This is a genomic window from Pseudomonas sp. FDAARGOS_761 (genome assembly GCF_013343155.1).
Taxonomy (GTDB): Bacteria; Pseudomonadota; Gammaproteobacteria; order Pseudomonadales; family Pseudomonadaceae; genus Pseudomonas; species Pseudomonas aeruginosa.
This window is the reverse complement of the sequence record NZ_CP054572.1, coordinates 1,944,512-1,965,227: the sequence shown is the minus strand read 5'-3', so window position 1 is coordinate 1,965,227 and position 20,716 is coordinate 1,944,512. Positions and strand designations below refer to the sequence as shown.

Below are 20,716 nucleotides of genomic sequence, written 5' to 3'. Positions count from 1 at the left end.
GCCGGGCTTTTTCATGTCTCGGATTTCAACGCACCACGGCCAGCTCGAAGCCGCCCTGCCGGGCGTGCTCATGCACCTGCATACCCGCCTCGTTCACCGCCAGATCCTGCAGCGGACGCTTGAACGGCTTGTTGTCGAGGGTTTGCAGCGAGCGGTCCTCGTCGGTGGTCAGCAGCAGCACGTAGCGCTCGCCGCGATTGGCTCGCACCGGCACCGTACCCTCGATGAAAGCGTAGCGATACCAGGTTTCCGGGTTCAGCTTGTACACCGCGTCGCTGACCAGCCGGGTCGGCCGCTTGTGCTCGTCGAGGAACAGCAGCGACGGGTAGACCACCTGGCGGTTGGCGAAACTGCGGATGCGCAGGCCGTAGACACCCTGGGAGCGCGGCAGCCGGATCGCCGCGTAGAAGCTCCTGCCCATGGGAAAGTCGAAGCTCGGCGAGAAGCGGTTCAACTCCTCGTAGCGCGGTTCGTCGGCATCCAGTTCGGTGAAGTCGCTCTCGGCGATCTGCTCGCAGCAGCGCCGTTGCAGGTCCTGGTAGAGATCGTCGATGGTCATCTCGGTGCCCTTGAGCAAAGCCTTCAGCGCATCGCTCTGCTGGCCGGCGCCATCCAGCCCGGGCAACGCCGTCGGACGTTGCTTGAACTCGATCTGCCGGCCCTCGGTGAAGGCGATCTGCGACGAAGGCGCGGCCTCCCGCTTGAAGCGCGCCGCGCGCTCCTCGGGCGGGATCTGCGAGTTGTGCATGCGGCCCTTCTCGTCCACCCAGGTGTAGTAGGGACTGCCGTTCTCGCTGCGAACGAAACCCTTGCCCTCGAAGGCCTCGGCATCGATGTATTCGGCGGAGTGCTCGCCGTTGGGCAGGACGTAGTCGGCGCGCTGGCCGGCGACCTGGGCGCCGGCATAGAAGCTGTTCTGCACGTTGCCGTTGGCATCGATCCAGGTGTAGTAGCGACGCTTGCTCTCCCCTCCGCTGCTGTTCCCCGGCCACTGCGTGGCGTTGTCCGCCTTGTTCAGCACCCGCGCCTGGTCGCTCTGGCCGATGCGCTGCCGCGCCTGGCGCTGCTGGCGGTCGAACTGGCCGTCGACGAAGGTGTTGTGCACCCCGCCATTGTCGTCCACCCAGGTCAGGTAGCGCCCGCCGGAGGCCCAGCCCGGCGAAGATGCCGGCAGCGCCAGGGAGAAGACGCAAAGTACGATGGATGCGCGCATCATGCTCCAGCCCTCAGAAGGTCGTACGGTAGGTCATGGCGAAAATATAGGCCTTCACCGTGGTGTCCACGTCCAGTCCCGCGTAGGGGTTGTACACCAGGTTGTCGAGCCCGGTGCAGTTCAGGTTGCAGCTGGTATCGGCCTTGACGCTCTGCTTGGTGACGAAGTAGTTGAAACCGACATCGATCACCGTGTCCTTGTCCCACTGGTAGCCCAGCCCCAGGCCGTAGAGATTGGCATCGCCGATCGGCACCAGGATGTCCGCCTGGCCCTTGGGGATCGCCGAAGGCCGGTATTCGTAGCCGGCGCGTAGCTGCAAACGGTCGTTGACGTCGTACTGCACGCCCATGGCCCAGCTCCAGGTATCGCGGTAGCCGCGGTCGAGGGTGATGCTGTGGCTGGTGGCGTCCTTCGAGTCGAGGTACTTGGCGATGCGCAGCAGGTCGAGCTCGCGGTCGAACTCGATCTTGAACTCGTTCCAGTCGCTGTAGCCGTTCCATTTCAGGTCGAAGTTGAATTGCCACTTCTTGAACGGGCGCAGCTTCACGCCGGTGGAGAAGGCATCCGGATAGACCATGTTCATCGTGGCATTGCCATGCTCTTCATCGACGTTCCCGTAGGGGAACATCTGGCCGAGGATCGCACCACCGAGCGACTTGTGCACCCCGGTCCAGAAACCCTGCCAGCCTTGGCCGTAGTCGACCCGGTACTTGCCCTTGAGCCTCATCCGCGACTCGCTCTGGTAGGTCGCGCCCCAGGCGAACCAGTCGGTGGGCTCCCAGAGCACGCCGAGGTTGAAGCTGGGCGACAGCGACTGCTGCATGTCCAGGTCGATATTGGCCAGGTTCTGGAACGGACCGATGTTGCCGCCGCAGACGTTGAAGAACACCTCGAGGATCTCCTGCATTCCCGGCAGGCAACCGATCTCCTTGGTCTGCTGCAACAGCCCGAGCAACTGGTTCGGCGCCCGGAAATCCTCGTTCAACGCTACTGCCTGGTGGGAAAAACCCACCGACAGGCCGACCGACAGCTCGTCGTTGACCTGGTAGGCCAGGGTCGGCGAGAAGTAGGTGAGCCGCTGCAACGACACCTCGCGTCCCTGGTAGCGCGCCGGATCGCTATCGGAATCGCGGCTGTAGCCCAGCGCTTGCGGGGTGTAGACGTTGGTGGCGAAGGTGAACTTGGAACCCGGCGGGTTGATCGAGATCCCGGCCAGCGGCGCCACCAGCAACGGCACGTCGGTCATGCCGCCGAGGCCGGGCAGGTACATGGTCGGGGTCAGGGTCCGGCTGTGGCTGTTGGCGACCGGGTCGTCGCGCAGGCCGAAGGTGCCTTCGCCATAGTTCGGCGGCGCCTTGAAGCCGGCGCGGATGTCCATCACCCCGGTGAGCAGCTTAACGGTCGCCTGGCGGCCCTTCATCCTGGTCAGCGCCGCCGGGTTGTAGTGCACCGAATCGATGCCGGTCTCGTCGGCGGTCACGGCGTTGCCGAGGGCCATGGCTTTCGGGTTGCCGATGGTCAGGTCGTTGGCCATCTGCGCGCCGGCCGGCGGAATCCAGGCCAGGCACACCCCTGCCAGCGCCAGCCAGAGCGGCGCAATGCGCATCTTCATAACAGGCCTCGCTCGCGGGTTACTGGGCCTTCAGCCCTTTGATATCGAGGGGTACGGATAACCCCAGCAGTACATCCGGCGAGTCTTCCGTGAGGCCGAAACCGGCGTTGACGTTGACGATGTAGTCCGGTGACGTCCGCAAGCCGAGCGAGAAGTTCATGATGCTACTGGTCTGTTCGGACGACTCGAACGTACCGGCAGTGGTGTGGTAGCGGTTCTTCAGCGTGTAGGCCATCTGGTACGAGGTCGCCAGCGAGACGTCGTAGGACAGCGCGTAGGCCATGCCCATGTTGAAGTTGATCGTGTTGCCGGGCGAGACCTTCTCCAGCTGGGAGTTGTCGGCCAGGGTCTGGTGCACGTCGTCCACCGGCAGGTTCCAGGTGTAGCCGAGCGAGCCGTAGAGGACCACCGGGTCGATCACATAGGACATGTTCGCGCCGAAGCCCAGGCTGTAGTAGCCGTTGCCGGTGGAGATGTCCTTGTCCAGGTTGGTCTTGTAGGGACTGTCGCCGGTCGGCAGGCCGATGGTGGTATACAGCGTGGTGACCGGCCGCCCGCGCACCGCCGCCCAGGGCTGCCAGCGCAAGGTCGCGGAAACGTCGCCGAGGCTGTAGGCGTGGGTATCCATCTCGGTGTCGTACTTGGCTACCAGCGGCAGGCGGAAACTGAAGGTGAGGTTGTCCCAGATCCCGTAGTCGAAGGTGAAGGAGTTGGTGAAGGTGTGCTGGGACTGGCTCTGCCGGCCGGCGAGGCCGTAGATCTGCGTGCCGCCGCTGGTCTTGGTCAGCGGCACCAGGGTCAGCCGCTGGTCGCGCACCAGCGCGTAGTCGAAACCGTAGGTCAGGGTCCGCTCGCCCTTCTTCAGCAAGGTGTAGCTCTTCTCGGCGGCCTGGAAGACTTCCTCCAGCGCCTTGGCGCTGTCGGCATCGTCATTCTTCTTGGCCAGCGCGTCACGGGCCTGGTCGACCGAGGCTTCCTCGGCAACGGACAAACCGCTGATAGACAGCATCAGCGCCGCCGCGCATGTGTACCCCCTGATTCTCATGGCGCTATCCCCAGAGATTGTTCTTGTTTTTGGGTATCTGCTACTTGGTGCGCAGGTGTATGACGTCGCCACCAGTGCCCAGCTCACGGACCTGGTTTTCAGTGATCTTGTTGATCTGCGGAAACTCGCGGAACGCCAGCAGGCTGACGGTGCGGTCGTCCACCAGGCGCATGTCGCGATCGTTCAGCGCCAGCGCGTTGCGGGGCTCCTGCCCACTCGGGAAGATCACGAACAGGACGTTCTGGTCCCAGATTTCCTCGAAGCGCGTCCGGGTGAAGCTGATGTTGCCCAAGGCCGGATCGGCGACGAAGACGTGATCGTTGTAGACATCGCGCACCACCACGAAATGCTTGAAGCCGGCATAGTGGATGGGGACCAGCGCCGGATGCTCGAGAGCGTCCAGGTCGCTGAACTCGGCGCGAAAACCACCGCTCTTGTAGCCCAGCGCAGCGGCGTAGCGCTTCATGTCGAGCAGCGAGAAACCGCGGCGCTGCACGATCTTATCGGCCTCGCCATAGCGCAGCAGCCCTTCCATGACCTGGCGTTCCTCGAGGTTGCGCCCGAGGTAGTAGTCCAGCAGCGTGGTAAGCGCCGCCGAGCCGCAGCTGTAGTCATAGGCCTGGCGGATGACGTTGCGGAACTGCAACTGGCTCATCGGCTCCAGCTGCACCGATTCGCGGTAGGGTCCATTGGGGGTCAGAGGCTGGCTGAGGTTGACCGTGCCCTGCGGTTGCGGCTTGGTATCGACCGTCTGGGTGAACCCGAACAGCCCGATCAGACTTCCCAGCAAAATCTCGAACATCGCCCCGTCGTACCTCTTTCGGAGAAAGACCCCGCCGATGCCTCGGCGAGGTCTTCGCGTCTCGACTCGGTTCCTGGATCAGTGACCCCAGACCTTGATGGTGGAACCGGCCATGTTCAGCCCGGAGACGGTCAGCGAGCCGATGCTGGCGGCGCTGGTGTCGCCCACCTTGATGGCGCCAACGGTCACGTCGCCGGTGATGGCCGGCAGGCCGATGGCCAATTGCTGGGTCGACTTGCCGCCGATATCGGTGGTGACGACGTCGATGGTCAGCGGCTTGGTATCGTCGATGGTCAGCGCCGGCAGGCTGATGTTCTCCAGCCGCAGGGAGCCGCCGTTGGTGTCGGTATCGGTGTAGGTCACGGCCCCGACGGAGCCCTGGAAAGTACCGGAAATGCTGATGCCTGCCTGGCCGGTCACGTCGGACAGCGCGCCATCGTCCATGGCTTTCAGGTCGGCATGCGCCAGCAAGGGAGCAGCCAGAACAGCAGTTGCAAGGAACAGGTGCTTTTTCATTGTTATTTCTCCAGTGTTCAGGTGTGGTTTGCCCCAGGGCACTGCCGTTTGCATCCTGTCCCCGGCAGATCGACCGGCATCTCGCCGGTCTCCAGGTCCGGTACTGCTTCCCTAGGTGTCCCGGACATGGATTCGGTAGAGCCTCATGCTCTCTCGTCCTGGATTCCAAGCTACTGGGCCACCCCTTCCGCCGCCAGCCCATCCAAGGGATGGAGCGATGGCGGCTGCCGCTCACGCCTCGCTCAGCAGTCCCAGGCTTTTACCCTTTAGTACGGCTTGCGTTCTGCTCTTCACACCCAGCTTGGCGAACAGGTTGTGCAGGTGCCACTTGATGGTGGCTTCCGACAGGTGCACCGCCTGCGCGATATCGCGGTTCGACAAGCCCGCCGCCACCAGCCGCAGGATTTCCCGTTCGCGATGGCTAACATCCTGATTTTCATCGAAACTTTCCGGGTCCACGGAGAGCTTCCGGCACTGCTCGCGGAGCAGGTCGGCCAGCCCCTGCCAGGCCGCGGCACGCTTGGGCTCCGCTTCCCTCCAGCTTTCCCACATCGGCAACAGCCACAACGCGTCGTCCTGGAACAGCCGGCGATAGCCGAGATTCCAGGCTTCCTCGAGCGTGGCGAGGAACAGGCCGATGGCTTTTTCGCTGTTACCTTTCTGCCAATACGCCACAGAAAGTAACAAGGACAAACGCAGCCGCCGATCCCTCTGGTAAGCGGAAGAGTAGCCGGCCAGACAGCTTTCCAGCTTGCTCTGCGCGCGTTCCGCGTGACGCTCGGACAATGCCAGCCGAGCCTCCGCCAGGACCAGGGCGGTCTGTGCGTCGGCATGCCGCTCGCCGGAGAGCCCGGCAAGATGCCGCTCCAGTTGCAGGCAGACCCGTTCGGCCTCGTTCGGACGGCGCAGCCACAGCAGGAACTGCACCTTGCAGCTCATGGCGTGAGCATAGACACGCTCGTAGCCGGGCGAGAGCAGACCGCTCAGCCATTCGTCGAGTTGCGCCAGCCCCTGCTCGGCGGCGCCGGAGAAGAAGCGCGCCTTGGCCATGACCAACTGGCCGCGACTGAGCAGTTCCACCGGCGTCGCGACATCCCGCCAGACCGTCGCCAGCGGTAGTTCGGCGAGCACGCCGGCATGCCGGTCCTGCTCGTAGAGCAGGTCGGCATAGGCCAGCGACAAGGGCCCGCCGACCCGGCTGCGCCGGCCGAACACCTGCTCGACCCGGTTGCGCGCCGACTCGGCGATCGCCCTGCCCCGCTCCAGGTCGCCACTCTCCTTGCAGATCAGGGATTCGATCAGGCTGGTCACCACCTGCAGGTACTCACTGTCGGCGACTTTCAGGTCTTCCCGCGCGGAACCGATGGCGCCGGCGGCCTCGGCGTAGTCGCCGAGCAGCGCATGCGCCGAAGCCTGCACGCAGAGCAGGCTGGCGCGGAACACCGGCTGGTTGCTCGGGACCATGGACAGCCAGTGGCGGGCGACCTTCAGGCAGGCTTCGAGCTTGTCCTGGTAGAGCAACACCAGGGCCTTGAGCACCTGGGCGGCGGCGAGCAACTCGCCGAGCCCGAAGTGCATGACCTTGCCGCGCCCCTGCAAGAGGCGGTGGCTGACCTCCTCGATCAACGCCTCGGCCTCGGCGAAGCGTTGCTCGAACGCCAGTTGCCAGGCGTAGAAGATCTGGAACACCGGATGCTCGCGGATCACCTCGGCGGGAATGCCGTTGAGCATGCCGAGGATGCCGTACACCCGGTTACCGGCGATCAGGCGCGCGCCCTGGCGCTCCAGCAACTCGGCGGCGAACAGGTAGTCGCGGGCGCGAAGGGCGTACTTGATCGCCCGGTCGGCCAGGTCGCGCCCCTCGCACCAGCGCGCCGCCGCATGCAGCAGCGGGGTCGGATCGGCATGCCGGGACAGCCGCCCCTGGAGGAACTCGGCGAACAGATGGTGGTAGCGGAACCATTCGCGCTGGTCGTCCAGGGCGATGACGAACAACTGCTCGTTCTGCAGGCGCATGAGCATGTCCAGGCCGTCGCGACGTCCGGTCAGCGCATTGCACAGTTCCGCATTGAACTCGTCGAGCACCGAGGTCTGGTCGAGGAACAGCTGCAGGTCGGCGGGCAGGCTGGCCAGCACGTCTTCCGCCAAGTAGTCGGCGATGTTCCGTTCGGTCCCGGAGAGCCCGCGGAGGAAACCTTCCCGGTCGGTATTGCGACTGAGGGCCAGGGCCGCCAGGTGCAACGCCGTGATCCAGCCTTCGGTGCGCTTGAACAGAAGCTTCAGCTCGCGCTCGCCCAGTTCCAGTCCCTTGAGGTCGAGGAGAAACGCATCGCTCTCCTCGCGCGATAGCCGCAGGTCTTCCGCGCTCAGGCAGAAGGTCCAGGGCTTGAGGGTCGGCTCGTCGACCAGGAAGCGCGGGCGGAAGCGGGTCGAGGCCACCACCCGCACGTGATCGGGCAGGTTCTCGATCAGGTAGCGAACCCCATGCGGCAAGGCGGCGTGGCGGATGCGGTGGAAATCGTCGAGGAACAGGTACAAGGGACCTTCCAGGCGACGCAGGTCGGCGAGGAAGGCATCCAGGATACCCTCCAGCGGCACCGCGACGTCGGTGCCGAGCAGATTGGCGGTATTGCCGCCGAATGCCGGGACCACTCGCTGGATGCTCGCCAGCAGGTACTGGATCAGACGCTGCGGTTCGCTGTCGGTCTCGTCGCAGGACAACCATGCCACCGCCGCGCCCTGCTCCAGCAGGCGCAGGCGCAACTGGCAGAGGATGGTGCTCTTGCCGAAGCCGGCCGGCGCGCTGAGCACCATCGCGCGTCGCGCGCGGGCCTCGTACAGGCGGTCGATCAGCGCCTGGCGGGGCAGCAGCGGCAGCCCTCCGGCGCCTGGCGGGAACAGCTTGGTCTGCAACAGCGGGATGGTGCTGGCGGGAACCCCGTCGCGATGGCCCATGGTCAGAGCAGGCTCAGCTCGCGGGCTCGCCGGATCGCCTGGGTGCGATTGCGCACCTTGAGCTTTTCGTAGATGTTGTGCAGATGCCATTTGACGGTCCCCAGGGCCAGCGACAGGCGCTGGCCGATTTCTTCGTTGGATAGGCCCTGTGCGGCCAGGCAGACCACTTCGCGCTCGCGCTCCGTCAGGCCTTCCTCGAGCGCATCCTGGGGCTTGCGCACGCCCTGCCCGGGCCAGATGCCGAGCAGGCCGCGAATGAAGGTCTGTAGCGCCGGCTGGCGCTCGGTGGATTCGAGTTGCTGGAGCAACTGGCGAATGCCGTCGCCTTCCTCGATGAAGAGGCTGCGCACCCCTTCCCGTTCGGCATTGATCAGGCATTCGCCGAGCAGGCTGTTGGCCCGTTCCTGGTAGCCCAGGCGCTGATAGCTGAGCGCCGCCAGGATATCCAGGCGCAGGCGCTGCAGGCCGTGCCAGCCGGGCTGCAAGGTGCCGCGCAACTGAGTGATCTCGTGCAGCGCCTCGCTGAAATGTCCTCGCCCCTGCAACAGGCGCACGCGGCTCACGCCCAGCGACCAGTTGACCGGGTTGAAGGCCATGTTGCGGTAGTGTGCCGCCATCTTGTTCCAGTCCACGCTCTTCAACCGCTGCTCGGCGCGCTTCAGGCGGTCGGGGCCGCTGTCCTGGAGGATCAGGTTGATCTCTTCGGCCATGGCCTGGGCGAAGAAGCGCCACGACTGATTGCGCGAGGCCAGGGCCTGCATCGCCGCCAGGCTGGCCAGCGCCTCCTTCGGCCGTCCCAGCAGGCGCTGGGTGCGCGCCAGGCAGATCTGTCCCTGGGCATAGAAATCGATCGGATTGATCACATCCACATGCCCGAGCGCCCAGCCCAGGCGCTCTTCCAGCCCGTCCAGCTCGATCCTGTAGTAGGCGGTCAGGGCCTCGGTGATGGTCGGCAGCGCCAGCGCGCTCCTGGACTTCTCGAACAGCGGCCGGGCGCGCTGGCGGAGCCGCTCGATGAGCAGTTGCGCCTGTTTCACCTGGCCCTGCTCGAGTGCGAGGATCACCTCGACGTTGGCCAGTTGCATGTCCAGGTAGCGCCCTTCGAGGAAATGATTGCGCTGCTGCGCCAGCCCCAGCAGGCGCCGCGCCTGGTCGCCCTGGCCACGGACCACCTGGGCCAGCGCGGCGGTGATCAACACCGCCACTTCGAGGAAGGCAGCGTTCTGCCCGAGTTGGACCTCGACCCGGCGAGCCAGGGCGATGCACAGTTCCAGATCGTCCTTCTGCAACGCCACCACCGCCTTCACCGCCAGCGCGGAGAGGTACTGGTCGCCCATCGGCCCATCGCCGCGGCTCTCCCCCCAGCGCGCCAGCAGTTCGTCGATGATCCGGTTGGCCTCGCCCAGGCTGAGGTCGCTGGCCCGCGACCAGACATCGGTAAGGACCAGGATCGGATAGCGCTCGGCGATTTCGTCCGGCACATGCTTGCGCCAACGGTAGATCAGGCTGAGCTGGCCGCGGTTGATCAGCTCCAGTCCGCATCCGTCGACCAGCGCGGCGATCATCTCCGGGTCTTCCGCCGCACAGGCATGCTCGATGGCGAACGTCGGCATGTGGTGGTTGGTGAACCACAGGCTGGCGTTGAAATGCAGTTGCTTGAAACGGTCCGGATCGGAGTCACGCAGGCGGTTGCGGAGGAAGTCGGCGAACAGCAGGTGGAAGCGATACCACTGGCGTTCGCGATCCAGCGGCAGGAGGAACAATTGCATGGACTCCAGGCGCTCCAGCAGCGCCTGGCCGTCCTGGCGCCCGGTCAGGGCGTTGGCCAGGTCGCCGCTCAATTGGCTGGCAACGCCAAGGGCCAGCAGCGCTTCCTGCAGGTCGCCAGGCAAGCGTTCGAAGACCGCCGCCAGCAGATAGGCGCTGACCGCCTGCTTGTCGCCGTCGAGCAGGGCCATTTCCTGCACCTGCGGTTGCTGGCGCAGCCACAGGCTGACGAGATGCACGCCCACCACCCAGCCTTCGGTCTGGCCATAGAGCGCCTTCAGGCAAGGCTCGTCCAGATAAAGACCGCTGCGCTCGAGGTATTCGCGGGTTTCCTCGAAGCCGAGGCGCAGCTCCTCGAGGCCGATTTCCAGCAACAGCCCCTTGGCCCGCCAGGTAGCCAGGCTCAGCGCCGGCTGCGAACGCGTGCCCAGGGCCAGGACCAGCCCGGGCGGTGCGTACTGCACCAGGCGGTTGAGGCCGGTGAAGATGTCCGGGTTGCTAACCAGGTGCAGGTCGTCCAGCACCAGCAGCAACGGCCGCGCATAGCGATCGAGATCGCCGAGCAGGCTTTCGATCACCGCCACCACCGGGACCCGCATGGTGTTCTGCAGGTAGGTCTGGGCGTCGTCGCCAAGCTGCGGCACGGCTTCGCCCAGCGCCTCGATCAGCTGCCGGCAGAAACGGGCGGGGTCGTCGTCTTCTTCGGCCAGCGACAGCCAGGCCACCGCCTGGTCTGCTACAGTGCGCTCCCTGGCCAGGGCGGCGAGCGCGCAGGTCTTGCCGAAGCCGGCAGGTGCGGAAAACATCAGAACGCGTGAATGGGGATTGCGATCCAGCAGGTTGCGGATCGCGGGGCGAAGAGAATATTCGGCTGGCACCTGAGGCGGCACTATTCTGGAGCGCGAAAGGCTGCCGGCTGCTGGATCCTGTACTGCATCCACGGCCTGTATCCCTGTGTCATTATCATTGTGGTACGGAGCCAAATCTCCGTGGGATATTTCCATAATTAGCAGATCACCCTTCTTACGTAAACTGAAGAAATGGCTCTAGGATCGACGATTCCGGCGAACTAGAATTCCTGACTGTCCCACTACCCCCACTTTCCATGCCCAGTTGTCATGTTCACCCCCTGCCCTACCATAGCGACCCAAGCTGTCTCTTTGCCATCATCCATGAGGCGCCCGGTGCGGTGATGCTCGACTCGGGTCGCCCCATCGCTACCCGTGGACGCTATGACCTTATGAGCGCCTGGCCATTGGCAGAACTGGCGCCGCTGCCCGACGAATCGGCCAACCGCTTCTTCGCCCGCCTACGCGAAGCGGCCGGAAGCCTGGGCCCCGCGCAGCTGCCAGCGCCGTACGAACTGCCCTTCGCCGGTGGTCTGCTGGGCTATTTATCCTACGACCTGGGTCGGCGCATCGAGCGCATCGGCGAACACGCCCGCGATGACCTGGGCCTGCCGCTGGCCTCCGTCGGCCTGTATGCCTGGGCGCTGATCAGCGACCACCAGGCCGGCACCAGCCAACTGGTATTCCACCCGCGATTGGACGAGCGCGAACGCCAGCGCCTGATCGCCCTGTTCAGCGAGGAAGCGCAAGGCACGGCCGGCAACTTCAAGCTTCTGGGAAAATTCCGACGGAGCATCAGCGCATCCGACTATCGGCAGGCGATCCGCCGCATCCAGGACTACATCCAGGCAGGCGACTGCTACCAGGTGAACTATAGCCAGCGCTTCCAGGCCGCTTGCAGCGGCTCGCCGTGGCCGGCCTATCGCGCCCTGCGCGAGGCCTGCCCGACGCCGTTCTCCGGCTACCTGCGACTGGCCGACGGCGCGATCCTCAGCCTGTCGCCGGAGCGCTTCCTCAAGCTCGGCAAGGGCAAGGTGGAAACCCGGCCGATCAAGGGCACCCGCCCGCGCGGCAAGACGCCCGAGGAGGACATGGCGCTGGCGGCGTCGCTGCTGGCCAGCCCCAAGGACCGCGCGGAAAACCTGATGATCGTCGACCTGCTGCGCAACGACATCGGACGCAGTTGCCAACCTGGCAGCGTACGGGTACCGGAGCTGTTCGCCCTGGAAAGCTATCCCAACGTGCATCACCTGGTGAGCAGCGTCACCGGCGAACTGGCGCCGGGCAAGGACGCCCTCGACCTGCTGGAAGGCAGCTTCCCCGGCGGCTCGATCACCGGCGCGCCGAAGATTCGCGCCATGCAGATCATCGACGAGCTGGAACCGAGCCGACGCGGCATCTACTGCGGCAGCCTGTTCTACCTCGACGTGCGCGGCGAGATGGACAGCTCGATCGCCATCCGCACCCTGCTGGTCAGGGACGGCCAGGTCAGTTGCTGGGGCGGCGGCGGCATCGTCGCCGACTCGCACTGGGAGGACGAGTACCAGGAAACCCTGGACAAGGTCCGGGTGCTGCTGGAAACCCTGGAAGGAATGGCCGGGACAGCGTCCCCGGAATAGAAAAGAGCCCGCGTTCCGCGGGCTCTTTCATCGGCGGCGCGGCTACAGGCTCAGCGAACGGCTGGAAGCCTTGAGGAACTCGCGCTTGAGGTCTTCGTAGGTATGCACCGCGGGGAACTGGGGAAACTCGCGGATCACGTTTTCCGGGGCATGGAACAGGATGCCGGCGTGGGCCTCGGAAAGCATGGTGGTGTCGTTGTAGGAATCGCCGGCGGCGATCACCCGATAGTAGAGGCTCTTGAAGGCGATCACCGACTGCCGCTTGGGATCCTTCTGGCGCAATTGATAGCCGACCACGCGGTCGCTGTCGTCGATCTCCAGCTTGTGGCACAACAGGGTCGGGAAGCCCAGCTGGCGCATCAGCGGCTGGGAGAACTCGTAGAAGGTGTCGGAGAGAATCACCACCTGGAAGCGCTCGCGCAGCCAGTCGACGAATTCCACCGCCCCCTCCAGCGGCTTCAGGGTAGCGATCACCTCCTGGATGTCGCCCAGCTTCAGACCATGTTCGTCGAGGATGCGCAGGCGCTGCTTCATCAGCACGTCGTAGTCCGGAATGTCCCGGGTGGTCGCCTTCAAGGCGTCGATACCGGTTTTTTCCGCGAACGCGATCCAGATTTCCGGAACCAGCACGCCTTCCAGGTCAAGACAGGCAATTTCCACAGGACTCTCCTCGAAATTCTCTGAACGATGGGGTGACGACGGACGCGGCACTCTAGCCCCTCGCCGAGGGCAAGGCAACGCCGGCTTATTCCTGGAATCAAGGTCGGCAGGGGTAAATGGTTATTTAGGGCCATATGCCGCCCTTTGCTACCATTCCCGCCACAGAGCGCAACAGCGCCGCCCAGCACCAGGACCCCAGCCCGATGAGCCAGCCTTTCGACCTTCCCGCCCTCGCTTCCAGCCTTGCCGACAAATCCCCCCAGGACATCCTGAAAGCCGCCTTCGAGCACTTCGGCGACGAGCTGTGGATCTCCTTCAGCGGCGCCGAGGACGTCGTCCTGGTAGACATGGCCTGGAAGCTCAACCGCAACGTGAAGGTGTTCAGCCTCGACACCGGTCGCCTGCACCCGGAAACCTATCGTTTCATCGACCAGGTCCGCGAACACTACGGCATCGCCATCGACGTGCTTTCCCCCGACCCGCGCCTGCTCGAACCCCTGGTGAAGGAAAAGGGCCTGTTCAGCTTCTACCGGGACGGCCACGGCGAGTGCTGCGGCATCCGCAAGATCGAACCGCTCAAGCGCAAGCTCGCCGGTGTGCGCGCCTGGGCCACCGGCCAACGCCGCGACCAGAGCCCCGGCACGCGCAGCCAGGTGGCAGTGCTGGAAATCGACGGTGCCTTTTCCACGCCGGAAAAGCCGCTGTACAAGTTCAACCCGCTGTCGTCCATGACCAGCGAGGAAGTCTGGGGCTATATCCGCATGCTCGAACTGCCCTACAACAGCCTTCACGAACGCGGCTATATCAGCATCGGCTGCGAACCCTGCACCCGTCCGGTGCTGCCCAACCAGCACGAGCGCGAGGGCCGCTGGTGGTGGGAGGAAGCCACCCACAAGGAGTGCGGGCTGCACGCCGGCAACCTGATCAGCAAGGCCTGAAACCGTCGATAGAGCGTATGCAATCGGGGTAAAGTGCGGGTCGAACCCCGAGCGGAGACCCAGCATGCGCATCACCATGGTCAAGAAAGTCCTCGCCACCGGCGAGGACTGCCGCAAGTGCAAGGAAGTCCGGCAACGCCTGGAACAAGGCGGCTACCTGCCGCGCATCCATCGCACCCTGGTGGCCGACGAACGCGACCCGAACAGCGCAGGCTGGATGGTCGCCGCCCAGTATGGCGTAGAGACCGCGCCGTTCTTCGTGGTTCGCCACGACGACGGGCGCGAACAGGTATACACCGTGTTCATGAGCTTCCTCCATGAAGTCCTCGAACCGCGAGCCGAGCAGGCCGCGGACGCCGATCGCGAAGCGCTGACCAGGCTGGCCGGTCGCGACAATCTCGACATGCTCTGAGGGCCAGCCATGAAAAAGCCCGGCACCAGGCCGGGCTTTTTCATGGGCCGAGGCGATCAGTAGACCGGCAGTTCGATGCCGTCGAACAACTCGTCCAGCTCGGCCTTGTTGTGGCATTGCACGGCCTTGGCCAGCAGCTCGCGGGTCAGGTGCGGAGCGAATTTCTCGATGAAGTCGCACATGAAGCCGCGCAGGAAGGTGCCGCGGCGGAAGCCGATCTTGGTCACGCTGGACTCGAACAGGTGGCTGGCGTCGAGGATCACCAGGTCGTTGTCGAGCTTCGGATCGACCGCCATGTGCGCCACGATGCCGACCCCCAGGCCCAACCGCACGTAGGTCTTGATCACGTCGGCATCGGCCGCGGTGAATACCACCTTGGGCACCAGTCCGCGCTGGCTGAAGGCTTCGTCGAGCTTGGAACGGCCGGTGAAGCCGAACACGTAGGTGACGATCGGCTGCTCGGCCAGGGCTTCCAGGGTCAGTTTCGGCAGCTTGGTCAGCGGATGCCCGTGGGGCACGATGACGCAGCGATTCCAGCGGTAGCAGGGCATCATGATCAGGTCGCCGAACAACTCCAGCGCCTCGGTGGCGATGGCGAAGTCGACGGTGCCGTCGGCCGCCATTTCGGCGATCTGCATCGGCGTGCCCTGGTGCATGTGCAGGGAGACGTCCGGGTACTGCTTGATGAAGCCGCTGATCACGTTGGGCAGCGCATAGCGCGCCTGGGTGTGGGTAGTGGCGATGGACAGCGTGCCCTTCTTCTCGTTGGAGAATTCCTGGGCGATCTGCTTGATGCTCTCGACCTTGCGCAGGATCTCGCCGGCGGTATGGATGATCCGCTCCCCCGCCGGCGTCACCCGGGTCAGGTGCTTGCCGCTGCGAGCGAACACCTCGACGCCCAGTTCGTCCTCCAGCAGGCGGATCTGCTTGCTGATGCCCGGCTGCGAAGTATAGAGGCTCTGCGCCGTGGCGGAGACGTTGAGGTCGTGGTGCGCAACCTCCCAGATATAGCGCAATTGCTGAAGCTTCATGGAGATTCCTCGAAAAGGTTGTCGCGACCGGCGATCAAGAACCGAAGGTATATAACCATATTAATGGTTTGAGGAATAAAATTAGACGTTTTTTTTGATTTTGCACGCTTTTTCACCAGCCGACCGCTGGCCTACAGGTCGCGACTACGGTGCTGCAACATCGGCACCAGGTACACCGGTACCTCCGCCAGTTGCACCAGACGCGCGGCAGTCCGGCCCAGCGGCGTATCGAGCTGGGTGCCGTGGCTATGGCTGCCGGCGACGATCAGGTCCACGGCCAGCTTTTCCGCCTCATCGAGGATCATCTGCGGCGGGTCGCCCTGCACCACTCGCACGCTCTTGACCAGCGCCGCATCCTGGGGCAACTCGCCGAGTTCATCGCGAAACCCTTCCAGGACCCGCTTCTCGATGCTTTCCATGACGTTGTCCAGCCCTTGCGCCCGCAGGTCCTGGAGACGCTCGGTGTCAAGGTAGGTCTGCAGGACCGACTCGGCGAACAGCCCGAGGGGCTCCACCACATGGACGACATAGAGCTCGGCGTTGTAGGCGCGGGTCAGCGACAGGGCGTGTTGCAGGACATAGGGAGCATAGAGCCCCAGATCGGTGGCGTAGAGAATCGAACGAATCATGCGGCCTCCTCGACAGCCTGCGCGGCGGGCCTCATTAGCAGATTAGCAGCAAGCATCCATTCTCCTAGCGTTCCCTGCTGTTTCGGGCTTTTTCCGGCCCGTTGGGGTAAATCCCTTTTCTCCCTGCGAGCGCGGCGCCGGCTGGTCGCCGCGCTCGGCCCTTCAGCGCGGTTGCGCTTCGAGGAAGCGCAACGTCTGGTGCAGCGCCTCGACCCTGGGCATCCGGTAGCCCGCAGCAGCAGCGCGGGCCAGGGGCGCGGCATAGATCGCCGCCAGCTCCAGTGGCCGCCCATGGGCGAAGTCGTGGTACATGCTCGGCCGATAGTCGGGCATCCGCTCGGTCGCCGCCAACAGTTGGTCCGCATAGCCCTCAGGCAGGATGAAGCCGCAGGCGCCGGCAGCACCGATGACTTCCTCCATGATCGCCTCGATCAGCGACCGACTGTCCGCGTTGGCCATCAGCGGCGCGGTGCTGCTCTTCAGCAATACCGACAGCCCGTTGTAGGGGATGTTCCAGACCAGCTTCTGCCAGCGCGCCTGCTCCAGGTCGGGCATCGCCGTGGACTCCAGCCCGGACTCGCGGAACAGCGCGGCACCCTCCTCGACGATCTCGCGCCGGCGTCGCTCGTCGGCCGGTCCGGAATGATAGCCGAGATTCACTCCGCCGTAGGCCTGGTGCTCGATCACGCCCGGTTCGCCGCGATGCACACAGATGAAGCAGAGGCCGCCCAGCAGATGCAGGCTTTCCGGCAGCAGCGGCCGCAGCCGCTCCTCCACGCCCAGACCGTTCTGCAGCAGCAGAACCTTGGCACCCGGCGCCGCCGCTGCGCGGATCAGGGGTGCCAGTTCGTGATTGCCGGTGGTCTTGGCGCCCACCAGCAACCAGTCGCAGGGCGGCATGTCCTGCGCCGAATGGTAGGCCTGGACCGGCGCCAGGCGCCGGAAGCCATGCACCGCACTATTCAGGCTGAGTCCGGCGCGATTGACCGCCTCGAACTCGCTGCGCAGGAGAAAATGCACGTCGTGACCGGCATGCGCCAGCATCAATCCATAGAAGCCGCCGATGGCTCCCGTACCGATGACGCCGATCCGTTGCTGCTTTGAATCCATCAGGGCAACTCCTCAGGTAAAGCGGTCGACCCCGCCAGCACCGCACCCCGCAAGGCTTCCTGGTGCAGCGGAACGTTCAGTGCGCCATGGAAGCGGCCGTCGCGGACCATGAACAGGGCCGGCAGGTGAAAGACGCCGTAGCGTTCCACCAGGCCGCCATTGCGGCCGGCGTCCACCCAGCACAGGCGCTCGATGGGCAGGTCCATCGCGGGGAGATGGCGCCGGGCCCAGCGGCACGACGCGCAGCCTTCGCTGGTGAATACCAACAGCGAAACCCCTTCCAGGGCAAGCAACTGCCGGTCGGCGTCCAGATCGGTGAGTTCCAGGGACGGCACGCTGCTGACCTCGATAGAAAGGAAGAAATGGGGCCCGACCATCATCCGTATGCTTCGGCTCCTGCGATAGCGCTGGCGCCCTCCTCGGCCAGCGGATACGCGCAAGGCGCGCCCCTCCGCAGCACCTGCACAATATCGTCCGCGGCGGCCTCGCCTGCAACTCCGCTGGCAGCCTTGGCCCGGAGCAACGAAGAAAACGTGCGCAGAGCGGGGAAAACACCGGCGAACCGCGTCCCGCCCATTGTCTAGGCCCGGCCCGACACGTTAAGGTTCGTCTCCCCGTTTGCGAACTTCATGCCTGCGCCCTTTCGCAGGGGGCCTCCCGGCGGCCGGCGCCCGTGACCTGATTGAGTACCACGATGGCTGATTTACAGATCGACGACCTTAACGTTGCCTCCAACGAGACCCTGATCACGCCGGAGCAGCTCAAGCGTGAAATTCCCCTGACCGACAAGGCGCTGCAGACCGTGGCCCATGGTCGCCAGGTGGTGCGCGACATTCTGGATGGCAAGGACCACCGTCTGTTCGTGGTGATCGGCCCCTGCTCCATCCACGACATCAAGGCCGCCCACGAATACGCCGACCGCCTCAAGGCGCTCGCGGCCGAAGTGGCGGATACGCTGTTCCTGGTGATGCGCGTGTACTTCGAGAAGCCGCGTACCACGGTGGGCTGGAAAGGCCTGATCAACGATCCGTACCTGGACGACTCGTTCAAGATCCAGGATGGCCTGCACATCGGCCGCCAACTGCTCCGCGACCTCGCCGAGAAAGGCTTGCCCACCGCCACCGAAGCGCTCGACCCGATTTCCCCGCAGTACCTGCAGGACCTGATCAGTTGGTCGGCGATCGGCGCCCGTACCACCGAATCGCAGACCCACCGCGAGATGGCCTCCGGCCTGTCTTCCGCGGTCGGCTTCAAGAACGGCACCGATGGCAGCCTGACCGTGGCGATCAATGCCCTGCAGTCGGTCTCCAGCCCGCATCGCTTCCTCGGCATCAACCAGCAGGGCGGAGTGTCCATCGTGACCACCAAGGGCAACCGCTACGGTCACGTGGTGTTGCGCGGCGGCAACGGCAAGCCGAACTACGATTCGGTCAGCGTCGCGCTCTGCGAGCAGGACCTGAACAAGGCGAAAATCCCGCTGAACATCATGGTCGACTGCAGCCACGCCAACTCCAACAAGGACCCGGCCCTGCAACCGCTGGTGATGGACAACGTCAGCAACCAGATCGTCGAAGGCAACAACTCGATCGTCGGCCTGATGGTGGAAAGCCACCTGGGCTGGGGCAGCCAGCCGATTCCGAAGGATCTCGACCAACTTCAGTACGGCGTCTCCATCACCGACGCCTGCATCGACTGGGCGACCACCGAGAAGAGCATCCGCAGCATGCACGCCAAGCTCAAGGACGTGCTGCCGAAACGCCAGCGCGGCTGAGCGAGGCGGAAACGAAAACGCCGGGCTGATGCCCGGCGTTTTTCATTGCGCGCCTGCTCAGGCGGCCGGATCGGCCTGACGCTGACGACGCTCGATGTAACGCTCCACGTAGGAGCAGGACGGGATCACGCTGTAGCCCATGCGGTCGGCGTACTGCAGGGCGTGCTCGGTCAACGCAGCGGCGATACCGCGACCACGCAGCGAATCCGGTACGAAGGTCCGGTAGATATCCAGCGTCTGCTTGCCCAGGTCCATATAGGCCAGATAGGCACGATGGCCATCCACCGTCGTCTCGAATTGATGGCCGCCCACGTCATGATGGATGGACAGGGACTCGCTCACTTTGGATCTCCTCAACGGGTTCGTAACCCGACCCGCGCCTGATTGATAGGTTCCTCGCGAGGACGCCCCCGCGTACCGGCCTCCAGCGGACCGCCGGAGACCTTCGTCCGTTCTCGTCCCGGTGGCGGATCGCGCCTGGCGGACATCCTCGAAACGGCTGGCCTGCACCGCATGCAAGGCCGGACTAACGATAGGGCCCATATTGCTGTCTTCCCCGGTCAGACTCAACCGTTTCTTCTGGCAGGAACGCGCAGGCGTCGCTGGAGCCCTGGCCGGGAGGCCGCGCAAGCGCAATCGCGCATGACCCGCGGGTCAGCCAAAGCGCTTTACGCCGACGGCGGCCATCAGTAAGGTCTGCGCCACTCCACCAAAAGGAATCCTGCCATGAGCGAGTTGATCAGCTACCAGTTCGAAGACGGCATCGCCACCCTGACCCTCAACAACGGCAAGGTGAACGCCATCTCCCCGGCGGTGATCGACGCCTTCAACCAGGCTCTCGACCAGGCCTTGCAGGACAAGGCCGTGGTCATCGTCACTGGCCAGCCGGGCATCCTCTCCGGTGGCTACGACCTGAAGGTCATGACCTCCGGCCCGGAGAATGCCGTCAACCTGGTCGCCGCCGGCTCGACCCTAGCTCGCCGCTTGCTCTCCCATCCCTACCCGGTGATCGTCGCCTGCCCCGGGCACGCGGTAGCCAAGGGCGCCTTCCTGCTGCTCTCGGCCGACTACCGGATCGGCGTCGACGGGCCGTTCCAGATCGGCCTGAACGAAGTCGCCATCGGCATGACCATGCACCATGTCGGCATCGAGCTGGCCCGCGATCGCCTGCGCAAGTCGGCGTTCACCCGCTCGGTCATCAATGCCGAGATGTTCAGTCCGGCCGCTGCGGTGGATGCCGGCTTCCTCGACACCCTGGTCAGCGCCGACCAGTTGCAGGAAAGCGCGCGTGCGGCGGCCCAGCAGTTGAAGAAACTCAACATGACCGCGCACCGCAATACCAAGCTCAAGGTGCGCAAGGCACTGCTGGAAACCCTCGACCAGGCGATCGAGCTGGACAAGAAGCACCTGGGCTAAGGCCCGCTCCAGCGAAAGCCCGGTTGATACCGGGCTTTTTTGCGCCCAATAATTACTTATTACGCAAAGGTAACTCTCCAGAACTGCTATTTTTAAAAAATTATTACGGATTATCCTGATGACATTCCCAAGGAAAACCGGAGGTCATCATGAAACGCAACGTCTTCGCCGCCATTCTCCTCGGCATGGCTACCACCCTCGCAGTGCAAGCCAGCTTCGCCGACGAATCCAGCCTGATGGAAAACCGCATGGTCCAACTGAACCAGCACGCCATCGAGCAGGCCCAGCAGCAACAGGCCACGGCGCCAACCGCGAGCGACACCGATGCGCAGGGTTGAACGCCGCCTGCCAGGAACGTTTTTCTTTTCCCCG

19 protein-coding genes are annotated in these 20,716 nt (G+C 64.5%); 6 read left to right on the top strand and 13 right to left on the bottom strand.

Annotated elements, in window-relative coordinates:
• Positions 1 to 25: 25 nt before the first annotated feature.
• The 7 genes from FOC67_RS09390 to FOC67_RS09360 form a co-directional block, all read right to left on the bottom strand.
• Positions 26 to 1,213, bottom strand: a complete 1,188-nt coding sequence (locus tag FOC67_RS09390; protein ID WP_003087803.1) for a MalM family protein — start codon at positions 1,211 to 1,213, stop codon at positions 26 to 28.
• A 13-nt stretch (positions 1,214 to 1,226) separates the two neighbouring features.
• A complete protein-coding gene (locus FOC67_RS09385; protein WP_003098070.1) occupies positions 1,227 to 2,825 on the bottom strand; it encodes an outer membrane protein transport protein in 1,599 nt (532 codons plus the stop codon).
• 19 nt (positions 2,826 to 2,844) lie between these two features.
• Positions 2,845 to 3,870, bottom strand: coding sequence for a transporter (locus FOC67_RS09380; protein WP_003120313.1), 1,026 nt, complete (start codon positions 3,868 to 3,870; stop codon positions 2,845 to 2,847).
• A gap of 40 nt (positions 3,871 to 3,910) precedes the next feature.
• Entirely contained in the window at positions 3,911 to 4,672 is a 762-nt protein-coding gene (locus FOC67_RS09375; protein WP_003098072.1) for a C39 family peptidase, read from the bottom strand.
• Between the two features lie 78 nt (positions 4,673 to 4,750).
• Positions 4,751 to 5,188 carry a DUF6160 family protein gene (locus FOC67_RS09370; RefSeq protein ID WP_003098074.1) on the bottom strand — a complete coding sequence of 146 codons (438 nt, stop codon included), beginning with the start codon at positions 5,186 to 5,188 and terminating at the stop codon, positions 4,751 to 4,753.
• 231 nt (positions 5,189 to 5,419) lie between these two features.
• Positions 5,420 to 8,143 carry a helix-turn-helix transcriptional regulator gene (locus FOC67_RS09365; RefSeq protein WP_009314633.1) on the bottom strand — a complete coding sequence of 908 codons (2,724 nt, stop codon included), beginning with the start codon at positions 8,141 to 8,143 and terminating at the stop codon, positions 5,420 to 5,422.
• Positions 8,144 to 8,145: 2 nt separating this feature from the next.
• Positions 8,146 to 10,851 carry a helix-turn-helix transcriptional regulator gene (locus tag FOC67_RS09360; protein WP_003120314.1) on the bottom strand — a complete coding sequence of 902 codons (2,706 nt, stop codon included), beginning with the start codon at positions 10,849 to 10,851 and terminating at the stop codon, positions 8,146 to 8,148.
• A 164-nt stretch (positions 10,852 to 11,015) separates the two neighbouring features.
• Here FOC67_RS09360 and pabB point away from each other — a divergent pair, with 164 nt between their 5' ends.
• Positions 11,016 to 12,377 carry an aminodeoxychorismate synthase component I gene (pabB, locus tag FOC67_RS09355; RefSeq protein ID WP_009314634.1) on the top strand — a complete coding sequence of 454 codons (1,362 nt, stop codon included), beginning with the start codon at positions 11,016 to 11,018 and terminating at the stop codon, positions 12,375 to 12,377.
• Positions 12,378 to 12,419: 42 nt separating this feature from the next.
• Here pabB and thrH read toward each other — a convergent pair whose 3' ends face one another.
• The gene (thrH, locus tag FOC67_RS09350) at positions 12,420 to 13,037 is read right to left on the bottom strand and encodes a bifunctional phosphoserine phosphatase/homoserine phosphotransferase ThrH (RefSeq protein WP_003098078.1); all 618 of its coding nucleotides are present in this window, start codon (positions 13,035 to 13,037) and stop codon (positions 12,420 to 12,422) included.
• Between the two features lie 203 nt (positions 13,038 to 13,240).
• Between thrH and FOC67_RS09345 the strand changes: the two genes are divergently transcribed.
• Complete coding sequence (locus FOC67_RS09345; protein WP_003087779.1) at positions 13,241 to 13,975, top strand: phosphoadenylyl-sulfate reductase; 735 nt, start codon at positions 13,241 to 13,243, stop codon at positions 13,973 to 13,975.
• Positions 13,976 to 14,039: 64 nt separating this feature from the next.
• Positions 14,040 to 14,387 carry a hypothetical protein gene (locus FOC67_RS09340; RefSeq protein WP_009314635.1) on the top strand — a complete coding sequence of 116 codons (348 nt, stop codon included), beginning with the start codon at positions 14,040 to 14,042 and terminating at the stop codon, positions 14,385 to 14,387.
• A 56-nt stretch (positions 14,388 to 14,443) separates the two neighbouring features.
• Here the strand turns inward: FOC67_RS09340 and cysB are convergent, their stop codons facing one another.
• The 4 genes from cysB to FOC67_RS09320 all read right to left on the bottom strand — a co-directional run bounded on the left by cysB (position 14,444) and on the right by FOC67_RS09320 (position 17,534).
• Positions 14,444 to 15,418, bottom strand: a complete 975-nt coding sequence (gene cysB, locus FOC67_RS09335; RefSeq protein WP_003087775.1) for an HTH-type transcriptional regulator CysB — start codon at positions 15,416 to 15,418, stop codon at positions 14,444 to 14,446.
• A gap of 131 nt (positions 15,419 to 15,549) precedes the next feature.
• Positions 15,550 to 16,047, bottom strand: a complete 498-nt coding sequence (locus FOC67_RS09330; RefSeq protein ID WP_003087770.1) for a universal stress protein — start codon at positions 16,045 to 16,047, stop codon at positions 15,550 to 15,552.
• 162 nt (positions 16,048 to 16,209) lie between these two features.
• The gene (locus FOC67_RS09325; RefSeq protein ID WP_009314636.1) at positions 16,210 to 17,157 is read right to left on the bottom strand and encodes a putative 2-dehydropantoate 2-reductase; all 948 of its coding nucleotides are present in this window, start codon (positions 17,155 to 17,157) and stop codon (positions 16,210 to 16,212) included.
• Entirely contained in the window at positions 17,157 to 17,534 is a 378-nt protein-coding gene (locus FOC67_RS09320) for a co-chaperone YbbN (RefSeq protein WP_003120319.1), read from the bottom strand. The genes FOC67_RS09325 and FOC67_RS09320 overlap by 1 nt, the downstream gene beginning before the upstream one ends.
• 317 nt (positions 17,535 to 17,851) lie before the next feature.
• On the opposite strand from FOC67_RS09320, the gene FOC67_RS09315 reads away from it, so the two are divergent.
• Complete coding sequence (locus FOC67_RS09315) at positions 17,852 to 18,928, top strand: 3-deoxy-7-phosphoheptulonate synthase (RefSeq protein ID WP_003087765.1); 1,077 nt, start codon at positions 17,852 to 17,854, stop codon at positions 18,926 to 18,928.
• Between the two features lie 57 nt (positions 18,929 to 18,985).
• Here the strand turns inward: FOC67_RS09315 and FOC67_RS09310 are convergent, their stop codons facing one another.
• The gene (locus FOC67_RS09310; protein WP_003087762.1) at positions 18,986 to 19,270 is read right to left on the bottom strand and encodes a GNAT family N-acetyltransferase; all 285 of its coding nucleotides are present in this window, start codon (positions 19,268 to 19,270) and stop codon (positions 18,986 to 18,988) included.
• A gap of 384 nt (positions 19,271 to 19,654) precedes the next feature.
• Between FOC67_RS09310 and FOC67_RS09305 the strand changes: the two genes are divergently transcribed.
• Both FOC67_RS09305 and FOC67_RS09300 read left to right on the top strand, forming a co-directional pair.
• On the top strand, positions 19,655 to 20,344 hold the full coding sequence (locus FOC67_RS09305; protein ID WP_003087759.1) for a crotonase/enoyl-CoA hydratase family protein: 690 nt from the start codon (positions 19,655 to 19,657) through the stop codon (positions 20,342 to 20,344).
• A 149-nt stretch (positions 20,345 to 20,493) separates the two neighbouring features.
• Positions 20,494 to 20,682: a hypothetical protein gene (locus FOC67_RS09300; RefSeq protein WP_003087758.1), complete on the top strand. Its 189-nt coding sequence runs from the start codon at positions 20,494 to 20,496 to the stop codon at positions 20,680 to 20,682.
• Positions 20,683 to 20,716 lie beyond the last annotated feature (34 nt).

Excerpts from the sequence above, each read along its gene's own strand:
- FOC67_RS09390 (WP_003087803.1), bottom strand. The coding sequence starts at position 1,213 with ATGCGCGCATCCATCGTACTTTGCGTCTTCTCCCTGGCGCTGCCGGCA.
- pabB (WP_009314634.1), top strand. The coding sequence starts at position 11,016 with ATGCCCAGTTGTCATGTTCACCCCCTGCCCTACCATAGCGACCCAAGC.
- FOC67_RS09385 (WP_003098070.1), bottom strand. The coding sequence starts at position 2,825 with ATGAAGATGCGCATTGCGCCGCTCTGGCTGGCGCTGGCAGGGGTGTGC.
- FOC67_RS09330 (WP_003087770.1), bottom strand. The coding sequence starts at position 16,047 with ATGATTCGTTCGATTCTCTACGCCACCGATCTGGGGCTCTATGCTCCC.
- FOC67_RS09340 (WP_009314635.1), top strand. The coding sequence starts at position 14,040 with ATGCGCATCACCATGGTCAAGAAAGTCCTCGCCACCGGCGAGGACTGC.
- cysB (WP_003087775.1), bottom strand. The coding sequence starts at position 15,418 with ATGAAGCTTCAGCAATTGCGCTATATCTGGGAGGTTGCGCACCACGAC.
- FOC67_RS09300 (WP_003087758.1), top strand. The coding sequence starts at position 20,494 with ATGAAACGCAACGTCTTCGCCGCCATTCTCCTCGGCATGGCTACCACC.
- FOC67_RS09315 (WP_003087765.1), top strand. The coding sequence starts at position 17,852 with ATGGCTGATTTACAGATCGACGACCTTAACGTTGCCTCCAACGAGACC.
- FOC67_RS09380 (WP_003120313.1), bottom strand. The coding sequence starts at position 3,870 with ATGAGAATCAGGGGGTACACATGCGCGGCGGCGCTGATGCTGTCTATC.
- FOC67_RS09365 (WP_009314633.1), bottom strand. The coding sequence starts at position 8,143 with ATGGGCCATCGCGACGGGGTTCCCGCCAGCACCATCCCGCTGTTGCAG.
- FOC67_RS09320 (WP_003120319.1), bottom strand. The coding sequence starts at position 17,534 with ATGGTCGGGCCCCATTTCTTCCTTTCTATCGAGGTCAGCAGCGTGCCG.
- FOC67_RS09345 (WP_003087779.1), top strand. The coding sequence starts at position 13,241 with ATGAGCCAGCCTTTCGACCTTCCCGCCCTCGCTTCCAGCCTTGCCGAC.
- FOC67_RS09325 (WP_009314636.1), bottom strand. The coding sequence starts at position 17,157 with ATGGATTCAAAGCAGCAACGGATCGGCGTCATCGGTACGGGAGCCATC.
- FOC67_RS09375 (WP_003098072.1), bottom strand. The coding sequence starts at position 4,672 with ATGTTCGAGATTTTGCTGGGAAGTCTGATCGGGCTGTTCGGGTTCACC.
- FOC67_RS09305 (WP_003087759.1), top strand. The coding sequence starts at position 19,655 with ATGAGCGAGTTGATCAGCTACCAGTTCGAAGACGGCATCGCCACCCTG.
- FOC67_RS09370 (WP_003098074.1), bottom strand. The coding sequence starts at position 5,188 with ATGAAAAAGCACCTGTTCCTTGCAACTGCTGTTCTGGCTGCTCCCTTG.